This is a genomic window from Ignatzschineria ureiclastica (assembly GCF_003121845.1).
In the GTDB taxonomy this organism is placed as follows: Bacteria; Pseudomonadota; Gammaproteobacteria; order Cardiobacteriales; family Wohlfahrtiimonadaceae; genus Ignatzschineria; species Ignatzschineria ureiclastica.
Window position 1 is genome coordinate 1 of record NZ_QEWQ01000009.1, and the last position, 14,161, is coordinate 14,161.

A 14,161-nucleotide genomic window follows, 5' to 3' on the forward strand; every position below is an offset into this window, starting at 1 on the left:
CGATTGATCCATCTTCGCCATTAATAACTACTGATGAACCATCTTTTCCGGTAACACCAATCTTACCGTCAACGCCATCTTTTCCGTCTTTTCCAGCTTCACCAACTTGGATATCGCCTAAGCCACTTAGGTTCTTCGCCATTTTCACAACAAGGTTGCCACCCTCAACATCAACACGTAGATTTTCATCACTCGCATCAATATTGTCAGCTAAACCACCTTTAATGGTGACTTTATCGCCAAGTTTTTTACTTACTTCCCCACTGTTACCTGCAAATGTAAGGCCTGTATTTGTTAAATTCGTACCTAATGCATCTAACTGATCTTTGTTGACAGCATCTTTACCATTTACACCATCAGCAACATTCGTGATTGTTTTACCACCTGCATCGACACCATTTGCGGTAATACTTGGACCATTTGCAATAGTTAATCCTGTATCACCTAATGTGACATTATCACCTACTTTAACGCCGTCATTATTAACGGTCGTATTGCCTGTTTTCACAGAACCCGTAGTGCCTAGATCAAGGTTTTCTGCAAGTTTAACGTTGAGCTTACCACCCTCAACCACGACACCGATATTATCGTCTGTTAAATTCGCAAGTGCTGCACCACCAACAATCGATACGGTTTGCCCTAGTTTGAAATTTTGAGGCGTTCCACTATCCCCCGCGAAAGTTAAACCTCCGTTGACTGTCGTTGTGAGATTATTGATATTTTTCGTATTATTAGCAACGGAGCCATCAATTTTCGTTAGAGCATCACCCACATTATTAACTGTGGTTTTATCACCATCTACATCAGTAACTGTATAGCTTGGCCCTTTGATTGTGCCATTAGGATTTAAGGTCGCCCCACCACCTAAGCCATCAACAACGGATTGATTAGTTCCATAGAGCTGCGATCCATTAATCGCATCTTTCGAGGTTGTTGAGATTTCTCCCTCTGTTACCCATTTAATTTTACGCGTATCCGATATAGAAGAGCCTACTGAGACTACGTTCGCTTCCGATGCAATGCTTCCAGCACCTAGTGCCACAGAATTATTAGCAGAGACGACGCTACCATTCCCTAATGCAATTGAAGAGTCGCCCGTTGCAGAAGCACTTTTACCGATAGCAGAGCTATTCACCCCTGTTGCGCTTGCGCTATCGCCGAATACGATTGAATAATCGCCTGTTGCAGAAGTCCCTTGACCGATAGCCGAACTATTTACGCCACTTGCAGAAGAGTTATCCCCGATAGCAATTGCGCTTGTAGCAGCAGTATCCGTCTTGGCAGACTTACCAACAGCAATTGAACCAACTCCCCATGCATTCGCACCGGTTCCCTGTGCTATAGCTGATTCAGCAGTTGCAGATGCGCTCTTACCGATAGCAGAGCTATTCGCCCCTGTTGCACTTGCGCCATCGCCAATAGCAACTGCGCTTGTAGCAGCAGCATTCGTCTTGGCAGACTTACCAAGAGCAATTGAACCAGCGGCAAATGCATTCGCACCAGCTCCCTGCGCTATAGCTGATTCACCACTGCTTACTGCTTCCTTACCAATAGCAATAGCTGATTCAGCAGCCGCAGCAGCACTGCTACCTTGAGCAATAGCATTTGCGCCAAATCCGATTGCATTGTTTCCTAGAGCAATAGCCGATTCACCAGCCGCATTTGACCTATCACCTACCACAACGGATGATGCACCAGATGCATTTGTGGACGCCCCCATCGAAATAGAATATTCACCTAACGCCTTTGCATTGTCACCAATAGCTACAGCAGATCGAACTCCACTACTTGTTGTTGCGCCAGCACCTATTGCAAGAGAATACGAACCGCCTGCATTGGAGCTAGCACCTAGCGAAACCGAGTTTACGCCCTGCGCTTTTGAGTGATAGCCAAATGCAGTCCCGTGGCTTTGTGTAGCACTTGCGCTTTCCCCAATTGCAACAGATCCATCGCCTGTACTTATAGCTTGAGCTCCTATAGCTACACCCGATCCCAAGCTCGAACCAGATTGCGTACCTGTACCTATCGCAATACTATTTTTACCGATTGTAGTGGCACCGGTACCCTGTGCGATAGAGGATTCAGCATTCGCCTTTGCAGATTTACCAATAGCTATAGATGAGACTCCACTAGCGCCCGCTTCGGTTCCTATCGCTATTGCATCAGCACCAGTTGCCGTACCACCACCTTCTGCATATCGCAGCAAACTATCGCGATTCAACATCACTGATGGTGCCTCTAATACCGAGGCATCAGTAGGTGCGATAATGCCTAAAGCGGCAAGCGTTAATTCATTTTGACGTAGTACAACAGCTTTATCGTCTACAGCTTTATCTTCAGCATCTTGATCGCGAGAAGCTGTTTTTTCTTGATTCGCCGTATTGTTACTGTCTGCATCTGCAACATCCGTAACTAATAATGTCGGATTTTCTGCTTGCAAGATATCGTGTGCTAATAGCTCCTCTGCGAAGAGTGGCGATACTGATACAGCAAAAGAGAGCAATGTTGCCATAGTGAGTCCCGTTGCGCTGACAGCGATTTTTTTCCGCGACGCAAACTCCGAAGCCACCACATAAGTTTTCTTTGCATAACTCCAAATAACACTATAAATTCTGTTCATTTTTTTTAATCCATTGAATATAGAGAGAATTTCTTTCATCAAATAGTAACAAGTTTTTTGTAAAAAATTATTTTACTTGTTATAAATTGATAAACAGTTAAAATTCAAGCAGATAATCAAAGAACTAATACATTAAAACTTATGATTTTTACTAAGTAAACGGGCACTCACATACTAAAACAGCTATATCCTTAAGTCGCATACAAATATTGCTTTTCACATGATAATCAACATCCTAATCAAAACATAATATTAAACTATAAAAATAAATCCCCTTACAATAATGTAATAAAACATGGGACGCAAAAACTATAAAAATAAACTGAACGATTAATAATAGAATAATAAAGTTAATAAAAATTCCCAAAACACAAGCTATTACAGCAAACCCATATAATTATGACAGGAATTTAACAACCTAAAAAATAGAATAAATATTGACTCAAAAAGATGACTAATATCAAATAAATAATCTACATGACTGTTATACTACGTGCTTCTTTTTTTATCATCGATTGAGTAAGTAGCATCGCAATTGGTCATAACACCAATTGTAAATATATGTATAAAAAAGGAAAAATATTAAAAATCCTATCTCTATCATAAATGCCTGCCAAAGAGATACCCGAAGAAAAAAGGCGATCATAGGAATAGTGAAGAGGATTAATGTGCCTTCAAATCCCACTGCTTGTAAAATACGGATTTTCACAGAGCGTTTACCATCCACAAAGGGAAAATAGCGATCAAAGATTGCATTAAACACAACATTTAACAAAAGTGCTGTCAGCGAAATTAGCACCGATAAGATTCCCATCGATGCTACAGGCTTATTCAGAATATAGACACCCATCAGCATCGTCAGCCCAATCGCTAGACACTCAAATAGCACTGCGTGGAAAACTCGTTCTTTTATACTTCTTTGATTTAGCGTCGCCATTATCGCTCCTATGTCTGTTATTTATAGTAAATTTGGTTTAAGAAAACATAAAACCTGACTCACCAACACTTGCAAGATGCCGGATAGAACGGCCTCCTCGCCTCTATCAACCGATGCGCCGGCATTTAAATGCCGCTTATTTTGAACCGATCTTACTATAAATACTACTACTTAAATAAAAGCTCTAGGAAATTGCTTACCTAGAGCTCTAAATGATATGCATCTTGTAGTGATTAGATCAAATATGCTTGATCTCTATCTGAATTAACTATCTAAACTAGATATCTAAATTCCCCACTAATTGAGCATTCTGTTCGATAAATTCTCGGCGAGGTTCGACTTCATCGCCCATTAGCATCGTAAAGACTTCATCCGCTTTTACTGCATCTTCAACTTTCACTTGCAGTAATCGGCGTGATTCAGGATCCATCGTTGTCTCCCACAATTGCTCGGCATTCATCTCACCCAGACCTTTGTAGCGTGATACCTGCTGCCCCTTCTTCGCTTCATTAATGAGCCAATCGAGCCCCTCTTTAAAGCCTTCAATCGCTAAGGTGCGCTCGCCCCGTTGGACAAAAGCCCCGGGTTGAATCAAGCTATGAAGCTCTTCAGAGAGTGCCGCAATCTCTTGATATTCATTAGAGTGGATAAAACGCTCATCAATAAGATAGTGATCTTCTAATTTGTAACGCTCGCCGGTAATAGTAATCGTACCCGCCGATGTTTGCGCATCCACACTATAATTGACAGAGCCTTCTGAAGTATCACTTTGTAATAATGCTTCTAATTGCTTCGCCCACGTTTGCCCCGCTTCACTATTGAGCATCTCCACCGTTAATGCCGGTAGATCTAATAGATAGTAGAGCACCGCTTCAGGTAGACGATGACTAATACGGCTGATGATATGTTCAACTTTCATCAACTGCTTCGCTAAACGCTCCATCACCACCGATGAGAGTGCCGGCGCATCTGCACTTGGATGCATCGATCCATTTTCGAGGGCGGTATTGAGGAAGTAGAGCGCTAACTCATTATCATCCTTAATATAGGTCTCTTGCTTGCCTCGTTTTACTTTATAGAGCGGTGGCTGCGCAATATAGATATGCCCACGTTCCACAAGCTCGCGCATCTGCCGATAGAAAAATGTGAGTAACAGCGTGCGAATATGCGCTCCATCCACGTCGGCATCGGTCATAATCACGATACGATGATACCGCAATTTATCAGGATTAAATTCATCACGACCAATACCACAGCCTAACGCAGTGATGAGAGTGCCAATTTCTGCCGAGCTGATCATCCGATCAAAGCGGGCACGCTCAACATTCAGGATCTTCCCTTTAAGCGGTAAAATCGCTTGAAATTTGCGGCTACGGCCCTGCTTAGCAGAACCGCCTGCCGAGTCCCCTTCCACGATGAAGAGTTCTGATTGTGCAGGGTCTTTCTCTTGGCAATCCGCTAATTTACCGGGAAGTCCGGCAATATCAAGTGCGCTCTTCCGGCGAGTATTCTCCCGTGCTTTCCGCGCAGCTTCTCGAGCCATCGCCGCATCGATAATTTTAGAGGTGATCGCTTTGGCATCATCAGGATGCTCTAATAAAAATTGCTCAAGACGTTCCGCTAATACGCCATCAACCACAGGACGCACTTCACTCGATACGAGTTTCTCTTTGGTTTGTGAAGAGAATTTAGGCCCTGGGATTTTAACCGAGATAATCGCAGTTAAACCTTCCCGTGCATCATCACCGGATGTGGCCACTTTCAGTTTTTTCAATAAGCCTTCATCTTGCATATAGCGATTAAGCGTCCGCGTCATCGCTGCTCTAAAACCAGCTAAGTGGGTTCCCCCATCGCTTTGTGGAATATTGTTGGTATAACAATAGACGCTCTCTTGATAACCATCGGTCCATTGGAAAGCAATCTCCACATTGATATTATCTTTTTGACAATCACAGTAGAAGATATGGGGATGAATCTCATTACGGTTTTTATTAATCAATTCTACATAAGCACGAATACCGCCGGCATATTCAAAGACTTCGCCTTTATCAGTGCGTTCATCTTTAAAGGCAATACGAATTCCTGAATTTAAGAAAGCAAGCTCCCGAAGACGTTTATAGAGGATATCGTACTCAAAAGTGATATCGTTAAAGACTTCTTTACTGGGCTTAAAGTGAACAGTCGTACCATGTTGATCGGTCTCGCCGATCTCCCGAAGTGGATAATCAGGTTCACCGCCACTATATTCTTGTTCATGGATCTTGCCATGTTTGTAGATTGTGAGCTTCAATTTAGACGAGAGCGCATTGACCACCGAAACCCCAACGCCATGTAGACCGCCGGAAATAGCATTATCTTCAAATTTACCACCGGCATGTAGGACAGTCATCACGACCTGCGCAGAGGAAACCCCCTCTTCGGGATGAATTTCCACCGGAATCCCGCGTCCATTATCGGTCACTGTAATCGAATTATCCATGTGAATGGTCACACTGATATCATCACAATGACCTGCTAAAGCTTCATCTATGGCATTATCGACCACCTCAAACACCATATGATGCAGACCGGTTCCATCATCCGTGTCTCCAATATACATTCCGGGGCGTTTCCGAACCGCGTCAAGCCCACGTAGGACCTTGATACTTGGAGATTGACTCTCAGTTGTCATTCACAATACCTCTTGTTTAATACTGATTCATTTTGATTCTGATTCATTCTATGGATAGACACACATTGCTCAAGCTGATACCTCACCAATTTACTTCAACTGCCTTCAGACATACTCTAAGGGTCACTAAAATCGGAGATTTGAAAAAAATATCGCCTAATCGCCGGTAATTTCTCCAAACTAATCGGTAACTGATTTAAGATTGATCGGAAATTGATCAACAATGCGGTCAGAAATTAGCTTGCCATTATACCATTTTTTGCGCAAGGCCGTCATTAAGTTGGTAAGTGACCATGCCATTTTGCACTGTTAAATCAGAGAGCTCAGGGAACTCGGATGCCTCAAGGCAAGTCACGAAGAGCTGTGACTTATGCGCTAGAAGTTCCTCTAACAAAATTAACCGCCGTTTTTGATCTAATTCCGCTGTTAAATCATCCATTAAAAGAATCGTCGAAGATTGGCTAATCTCTTGATGCAACTTCACCTGCGCTAACATCAGTGCAATCGTTGCAAGCTTCACCTGTCCACGGGAGAGATGATAATGCGCCACTCGCCCATCACATTTGAGCGTAAAATCCCCTCGATGTGGACCTATACGGGTAAAGGTCATCTGCCGATCCCGATCTCGCGATTGCGCTAATTCTTGCTGTAACATCCCTTCAGTAAAGCCCGATTGATAATGAAACTGCCACTCAATCTCACTACTCACTAACCGCGATAATAACTCTGTAGCAAGCGGCGCGATCTCCTCGATAAATTGCCGGCGATATTGATTCAATGTTTCCCCAGCCTCACTCATCTCCGACTCAATACTCTCTAAAACCGCATTGGGATAACCACCCTTTAAACCCGCATTACGCTGAGAGAGCGCTCGGTCATACCGCTGCCAGATACGATGATACGCTTCATAATTTTGAAACAAACCCCAATCGATAAATTGCCGGCGAGATTTAGGCTCTTCCATTAGGTCAGTACCGGTATCAGGCCCTAAAAAGAGCATCGGTAATAATTTCGCAAGATGAGAGCGCTTTTGAATCGTCTCGCCATCTTGCCGCACCAATACGCCGCCTTTAGTACGCTCAATCCCTAGATGAGAATCGATACCTTGCGGCGATATTAACCCTGCCATGACACGAAAATAATCCTTATCCTCCCGAATCACTTGATTAATTCGGGATGTACGAAAAGAGCGGAGCTGAGAAAGAAAATAGATCGCTTCGAGCAGGGAGCTTTTGCCGGATGCATTTTTACCAACAATCAAATTAAAATGCGAGTCAAACGAGAGCGTCTGACTCGCTAAATGGCGAAACTGTTCAACTTGTAATGTTTGAATAATCACAGGTTAAAAATCTGTAGAAACATACATGTTATTGAGCATGATAAATCAAGCATTATGCCGACGCTTAGAGGCGCATTGGCATCACGACATAACGCACATTGTCATTATCAGAGTTTTGAATTAAGCAACTCGAATTCGGTGCTGTAAAGCTCAGTCGTACCATATCATCATCTAAGGCTTTCAGCGCATCGATGAGATAGCTCACATTAAACGCAGTAGCAAAACCTTCACCTTGATAGTTAACTTCTACTTCCTCTTCCGCTTGCTCTTGCTCGGGGTTATTCACCTGTAACTTCAGTAGATAATCAGAGATTGTAAAACGGATCCCTCTGAATTTATCTTGTGATAAGACGGATGCACGCACTAAACCATCGATTAAACCTTGACGATCTGCCGCAATGATTTTATCCCCTAAAGGCGGAACAACACGACGATAATCTGGGAATTTTCCATCAATCAATTTAGTGGTGAAAACAATACTGCCTAGCTCGACCCGAAGATGATTAGCGCTTAACTCTAAATGGAGCGGTGCAGATTCATTTTCAATCAGCTTTAAGAGCTCCTCAACCCCTTTACGCGGGATAATAAGCTGTTGTTGTAATTCTGAAGATTCAGGTAACTGATAGTAAGAGACAGACAGGCGGTGACCATCAGTGGCAACCGCATTAAGCTCAGCACCATTGACATCAAGCAGTAAACCATTTAAGAAGTAACGGACATCGGACACAGCCATCGAAAAGGCGACTTGTTCGATAAGCTTACGAAGCGCATTTTTAGGAAGCGTTAATGTTTTATCAAACTCTAAATGATCAGAAACAGGGTACTCATCGATCGGCAAACAGCTCAAAGTAAAGCGTGAACGGCCGGCACTAATTGTCGCCCGAGAATCGCTCCCCACTTCGATCTGAACTTCGATGCCACTCGGTAGCGCTTTGAGAATATCAAAGAGCTTACGTGCTGGGAATGTCGTTGCTCCTTGCTCTAAAGGAATATGAGGGAACGCGCAAGTTAATTCGATCTCAAGATCGGTAGTTGTCAAGGTGATCTCATCTTCACTGACCACACATTTGACATTTGCTAAAATCGGGAGTGTTTGTGTTCTATCAATCACACCGATAATCGCCTGTAATGGCTTCATCAACTGTTCTCTTTGAATAACTAACTTCATATGTCCTCTTCTAGAATCTTATGTTAGTACAGTGAATTAAGATCGCATCTGCCAATCAATTCTACTCAATTAAGGCGTCTATCGATCAGATTAAAATAATAGTCTGATAGTTCGATGCTAATAGTTTATTGCTAATAGTTCGATACTATTGTCAATCTATCTTATTGCTTAAACGATAAATTATAACACGATATTTTCCCACATGCTATCGCTATTACATTTGTGGAAAGCGCGTAAAAATGGGATATTTGAGCGGTTTTAAACCTTATTTTAAGAGCCATTTGCCACACAAAGACTAGCTCTACAAGACTTACCCACAAAGTTATCCACAACCTCGCTATTCCTTACGAATCATGTCGATTAACAATCAATATATTGATATTCAAAATCATTAGGATACAACAATCCCTCCAGCGTTCACTGTCAATCATAAACCTAGTAACGATTGTGGATATCGGGGAAAATAGTCTAGAAAAATGATTTCATCTGGCGACTCTCAATAATGGAGCCCTACACGATGAAGCCTTAAACGATAGATCACTTACTCATAGATAAACGCCTGATGAGTATTAAGAATTAGCCCATGCTTCCCGAAGATATCGATCTTTCAACGAAGCATACTGTTTAGCAGAATGGTAAAGTTGCTCAATTTCCTGATCGGATAGAAAGCGCACTCGTCTTGCCGGCGCACCGACCCAAAGCTCCCCTGTTTTGACCATTTTCCCCGGTGCTAATAATGCCCCTGCACCTAAAATACTATGCTTCTCCACGTGAGAGCCATCTAACAAAATCGCCCGCATACCAATTAGAACGCCCTCTTCAATCGTACAACCATGCAACATTGCGCCATGTCCAATCGTCACATCACTACCCACCCTTGTAGGATAACCATGAGGCGGATTCGCTCCGGGATTAGTGACATGAATCAGCGTCCCATCTTGAATATTAGTACGATCCCCAATCACAATCTGATTCACATCCCCGCGCATCATGACACCAGGCCAAATAGAGACATCATCGCCGAGAATAATATCACCAATTAATACAGCACTAGGATCAATCCAAGGACGCGCACCGATTTGGGGCATCTTCCCCTCAAATGGACGAATAGCACCCACAGGATGCGAATGATGAGCAATATCGGTCATCGGATGTGTTGAATTAGATTTCATAACTATTCCCTTTACTTAGGCTGATTTTTAAATCTATTACAATCTTCCGCAAATCACTGCGAAAATTTTGTGAATCTCTTTCTCAGTGTACTGAGGCGTATCCTTAAAATATAGTAAGATCGGTTCAAAATAAGCTTATTGGCTTATTGAAATGCCGGCAAATCAGCTGATTGAGGCAAGGAAGCTATTCTATCCGGCATCTTGCATGTATTATTTAATACGGTTTGATGTTCTTTTAAAATCCTACACGCGCTACCTCAAACCATTTTTTTACACCCAATTTACTACATCTTGATTCTATCATCATGCCCTATTTAACAGATAATAGGTGATCTTTAAGTAATTTCCCGCTCTAAAATGATTGAATGATCATCGCTTATTTAAGACTGTCTATGAGACTAAGTCACTCTTTATAAATTGTTATCCTAATGGCAGATATGAAGAATATTCCCATCAATAGACTTTCTATTTCCATCAATTACTGTTAATAATTATCACTGAATAAAAAAATAATCCTATTCATGCCCATCAGATTGGCGAAAGAATATTGCCCTAATAACAGAGGATAAAAATCGTGATGACTGAAGATCCATTAAGTCGCCACCGCGCAACCATCGATCAGATAGATACTCAAATTTTACAACTACTCAATGAACGCGCTATTGCAGCGAAAGCCATTGGGGAGATCAAAATTGCCGCAGGGGATACGGAGATGTATCGCCCAGAACGGGAAGCACAAGTACTTTCACACAAAATGGCGCATAATCCTGGTCCGATTGCCGATCAAGATATCGCAAGGCTCTTTCGAGAGATTATGTCAATCTGTCTCTCTTTGGAAAAGCCCCTCAAAATTGCTTATCTAGGACCTGAAGGTACCTTCACTGAAGAGGCAGCCATTAAACATTTTGGTGGAGCCGCCAGCCGATTACCCATTCGTACTATTGATGAGATCTTCCATGCGGTTGAATCGGGTAAATTTGATTTTGGTGTAGTGCCGATCGAAAATTCCACTGAAGGCGCTGTCAATCAAACCCTCGATTGCTTCCCTACCTCAAATGTCTATATCTGTGGGGAAACGGAGCTAAAAATTCATCAAAATTTGATGACTCACGAGAAGGATCTAAAAGCGATTAAGATCGTTTATGCTCATCCCCAATCTTTAGCGCAGTGTCGCTCTTGGCTTGACGAATATATCCCGCACGCTGAACGTATTGCCACTAATTCTAATGCCGGAGCCGCACAGCGCGCCGCTGTTGAAGCTGGCACTGCAGCCCTAGGTGGTAAACAAGCGGCAGAAGTATATCAACTGCCTATTTTAGAGAAAAATATTGAAGATAATCTGACTAATAGCACACGCTTCCTCATTATCGGCAATAAACGGATTCCACCGAGTGGCAAGGATAAAACGACGATCCTAGTATCTGCCAATGATCGCCCAGGATTACTACTGCATCTCATTGCCCCACTCTCGAAATATAATATTACGATGACCCGCATTGAGTCGCGTCCATCTAAAAATAGCAATTGGAGCTATATCTTCTTTATTGATGTCTTAGGGCATTATGAAGAACATGGCCTGCAACTTGCGCTCAAGGAGATTGAAGAAGTCGCCTCATTCTTTAAAGTTTTAGGCTCATATCCTGTAGCGCTCTATTAAATAGATCCTCTTCATAAGAAGATCAATGATCAGAAGATCACGTCACAAAATGGCATCATCAAGCTGATCTCATAAGCCCAATAACCGCCAATAATCATTCATGATTGGGTCGTTGTTGGGTTTCTTTCTTGGGTTTCCCCTCAATAAAGGCGTATAATTATCAGATAATAATTTATTTTATTAAATATTCATTTATTCATTTGTTCATTTATTTATGAATATATAATGAGTGAATGACACCCTAAAGATCAGTTATTAATAAGATCTGTATTAATATAATCTCTATTCATACATTTTATGGTGAATATCGTTCTACTCTGATAAAAGGAGCCACTTATGGAACCCATCTATACCCAAAATCAACCAACCGTCAGTCCGGTAATGACCACGAAAGATTGGGTGATTACTTGGATTATCTTTATTATTCCTGTCGTGGGCTTTATTGCTTCTATCGTTTGGGCTATTGATGGTAAAAATCCCAATAGAACCAATTTTTTCCGCGCTTATTGGATTGTATCAATTGCTGTCATCATCATTTTGGCGATTCTTTACGGTATTATCTTAGCAATTGGCTATAGCAATGGCGCATTTCACTAACATCTAGTGCGATAAGGCGAGATAAAATAATCTCAGTACAATATCAACGATAGAATATCCGAATAGTTCTGATAAGAGACAACGGTTTGTTCTATCGTTTTTTATTGCCTATACTGCATACCCTATATTGCATACAGATTTGTTCAACATCACAAGTACATCAATAAGGTGATTCTATGTATTTACACCCTAATCCCCCGGCGGATATTGTCTTTATCAAAAATCTCGCACTCGACATCATTATCGGCATCTATCCCCACGAGCGTGTCGCCACGCAGCCTATTACTCTGAACCTTGAAATGCAGTGGGATAATCGACCCTCTGCGGAAAAAGATGATATTAATCTAACACTCGATTATGAAAAGGTGAGTAATTACATTAAAGAGTTCGCAGCGCATTCCGCTTTTCAATTAGTAGAGACCTTTACCGAAACATTAGCGAAGAAGCTGATTCTTGAATTTAATATTCCGGCGCTCTCCATTGAACTTAATAAACTCACTGCTATTTCCGGTACTGATGCGGTAGGTGTCAAGATCTATCGAGAGAAAGCGCACTATATTCATGATTAGATGATGATTAGATTCATAGTAAGAAAGCTATTTTATGGATAGCCACAAAAAAGAGGTTCTCTCAAATTAGAACCTCTTTTCGTTATAAAGTGCATTTATCACTATCGTACACTATCGCATTAATTATAAGATCAAAACATTATGCGTGATAACGACTCAAATCTAAGCCTTCGCTACTAATCTCCGGCGTCTCCCCGGCAATGAGATCACTCACATAACGACCAGAGCCTGCAGCCATTGTCCAGCCAAGTGTACCATGGCCGATATTGAGGAAGAGATTCTCATATTTTGCGCGCCCTAAAATCGGCGTACCATCCGGCGTTGCAGGACGTAATCCTGTCCAGAAGAGTGCTTCCGGCAAGTTTCCGCCTTCAGGATAGAGATCATTGGTGACAAACTCCAGGGTTTCCCGGCGACGAGGGTTCAGACTTAAATCGTACCCCATTAACTCCGCCATACCGCCCACACGAATGCGCTGATCAAATCGCGTAATGGCAATTTTGTAAGTTTCATCCAAAATAGTAGATTGCGGTGCCATTTCAGGATTAATAATCGGAATGGTTAAAGAGTAGCCTTTCAACGGATAAACAGGGATCTCTATGCCAATGGGCGCTAATTTACCCGCCCCATAACTGCCTAGACAGACGGCATAAGCATCTGCGGTGAGCTTCTCGCCATCCACCCAAACGCCTGTGACCTTCTTACCATCAGTGTCAATCTTTTCAACTACAACACCAAATTTAAAGGTGACACCAAGCGCTTTCGCTTTCTCAGCAAGACGGCTAGTATAGAGATAGCAATCGCCGGTTTCATCATTCGGCAAACGTAAACCACCTGCCAATTTATGAACACTTTTTGCTAATGCCGGCTCTACAGCGACAATGCCATCACGATCGAGCACTTCATAAGGCACATTAAACTCTTCTAATACCGCAATATCTTTCTGAATCGCCTGCATCTGTGCTTCTGTACGCAGTAATTGTGTTGTGCCGAGCGTCCGCTCTTCATAATGTAGATCAATCTCTTTACGTAGATCCCGCAAGCAATCCCGGCTATATTCTGAAACACGCACCATACGGGCTTTATTCGTGGCATAACTCTTTTCATTACAGTTACGCAAAAGCTGCCACATCCAATGATACTGCTTCAGACTTTTAGTAGGACGAATCGCCAAAGGCGCATGCTCCCGTTGCATCAACCATTTAATCGCCTTCATCGGAATACCTGGCGCCGCCCAAGGAGAAGCATATCCTGGTGAGATCTGCCCGGCATTACCGTAGCTCGTCTCTAATCCGGCACCATCTTGTCGGTCAACCACAGTGACTTTAAATCCTTTTTTAGCTAAAAAGTAGGCTAATGAAGTGCCTACCGCGCCGCTCCCTAATACTAATACATCCATCTTCTCTCCTTTCCATCTACTTTAGAAACGTA

10 protein-coding genes are annotated in these 14,161 nt (G+C 42.4%); 3 read left to right on the plus strand and 7 right to left on the minus strand.

Features of this window, described 5'->3' with window-relative positions; all coding sequences use genetic code 11:
* The 6 genes from DC083_RS09665 to DC083_RS09690 form a co-directional block, all read right to left on the minus strand.
* Nucleotides 1-2,620 (minus strand): ESPR-type extended signal peptide-containing protein (locus tag DC083_RS09665; protein ID WP_275667409.1); only part of this gene is annotated, 2,620 nt, incomplete at its 3' end.
* Between the two features lie 508 nt (nt 2,621-3,128).
* The gene (locus DC083_RS09670; RefSeq protein ID WP_109190000.1) at nt 3,129-3,557 is read right to left on the minus strand and encodes a PACE efflux transporter; all 429 of its coding nucleotides are present in this window, start codon (nt 3,555-3,557) and stop codon (nt 3,129-3,131) included.
* Between the two features lie 277 nt (nt 3,558-3,834).
* A complete protein-coding gene (gyrB, locus tag DC083_RS09675) occupies nt 3,835-6,228 on the minus strand; it encodes a DNA topoisomerase (ATP-hydrolyzing) subunit B (protein WP_109190001.1) in 2,394 nt (797 codons plus the stop codon).
* A gap of 247 nt (nt 6,229-6,475) precedes the next feature.
* Nucleotides 6,476-7,567 carry a DNA replication/repair protein RecF gene (gene recF, locus DC083_RS09680; RefSeq protein WP_109190002.1) on the minus strand — a complete coding sequence of 364 codons (1,092 nt, stop codon included), beginning with the start codon at nt 7,565-7,567 and terminating at the stop codon, nt 6,476-6,478.
* A 64-nt stretch (nt 7,568-7,631) separates the two neighbouring features.
* Nucleotides 7,632-8,735, minus strand: a complete 1,104-nt coding sequence (gene dnaN / locus DC083_RS09685; protein ID WP_109190003.1) for a DNA polymerase III subunit beta — start codon at nt 8,733-8,735, stop codon at nt 7,632-7,634.
* A 569-nt stretch (nt 8,736-9,304) separates the two neighbouring features.
* Nucleotides 9,305-9,853: a gamma carbonic anhydrase family protein gene (locus DC083_RS09690; RefSeq protein WP_109190027.1), complete on the minus strand. Its 549-nt coding sequence runs from the start codon at nt 9,851-9,853 to the stop codon at nt 9,305-9,307.
* Between the two features lie 631 nt (nt 9,854-10,484).
* Here DC083_RS09690 and pheA point away from each other — a divergent pair.
* The 3 genes from pheA to folB all read left to right on the plus strand — a co-directional run bounded on the left by pheA (nt 10,485) and on the right by folB (nt 12,730).
* Nucleotides 10,485-11,564 carry a prephenate dehydratase gene (gene pheA, locus DC083_RS09695; protein ID WP_109190004.1) on the plus strand — a complete coding sequence of 360 codons (1,080 nt, stop codon included), beginning with the start codon at nt 10,485-10,487 and terminating at the stop codon, nt 11,562-11,564.
* Nucleotides 11,565-11,900: 336 nt separating this feature from the next.
* The gene (locus DC083_RS09700) at nt 11,901-12,161 is read left to right on the plus strand and encodes a hypothetical protein (protein ID WP_109190005.1); all 261 of its coding nucleotides are present in this window, start codon (nt 11,901-11,903) and stop codon (nt 12,159-12,161) included.
* A 176-nt stretch (nt 12,162-12,337) separates the two neighbouring features.
* Nucleotides 12,338-12,730 carry a dihydroneopterin aldolase gene (gene folB, locus DC083_RS09705; protein ID WP_109190006.1) on the plus strand — a complete coding sequence of 131 codons (393 nt, stop codon included), beginning with the start codon at nt 12,338-12,340 and terminating at the stop codon, nt 12,728-12,730.
* Nucleotides 12,731-12,869: 139 nt separating this feature from the next.
* On the opposite strand, the gene DC083_RS09710 is transcribed toward folB, so the two are convergent.
* A complete protein-coding gene (locus DC083_RS09710) occupies nt 12,870-14,129 on the minus strand; it encodes a D-amino acid dehydrogenase (protein WP_109190007.1) in 1,260 nt (419 codons plus the stop codon).
* Between the last annotated feature and the right edge of the window lie 32 nt (nt 14,130-14,161).

Bases quoted from the DNA above. Each gene is read 5' to 3' on its own strand.
- DC083_RS09670 (WP_109190000.1), bottom strand. From the start codon at position 3,557: ATGGCGACGCTAAATCAAAGAAGTATAAAAGAACGAGTTTTCCACGCA.
- gyrB (WP_109190001.1), bottom strand. From the start codon at position 6,228: ATGACAACTGAGAGTCAATCTCCAAGTATCAAGGTCCTACGTGGGCTT.
- dnaN (WP_109190003.1), bottom strand. From the start codon at position 8,735: ATGAAGTTAGTTATTCAAAGAGAACAGTTGATGAAGCCATTACAGGCG.
- pheA (WP_109190004.1), top strand. From the start codon at position 10,485: ATGACTGAAGATCCATTAAGTCGCCACCGCGCAACCATCGATCAGATA.
- DC083_RS09700 (WP_109190005.1), top strand. From the start codon at position 11,901: ATGGAACCCATCTATACCCAAAATCAACCAACCGTCAGTCCGGTAATG.
- folB (WP_109190006.1), top strand. From the start codon at position 12,338: ATGTATTTACACCCTAATCCCCCGGCGGATATTGTCTTTATCAAAAAT.
- DC083_RS09710 (WP_109190007.1), bottom strand. From the start codon at position 14,129: ATGGATGTATTAGTATTAGGGAGCGGCGCGGTAGGCACTTCATTAGCC.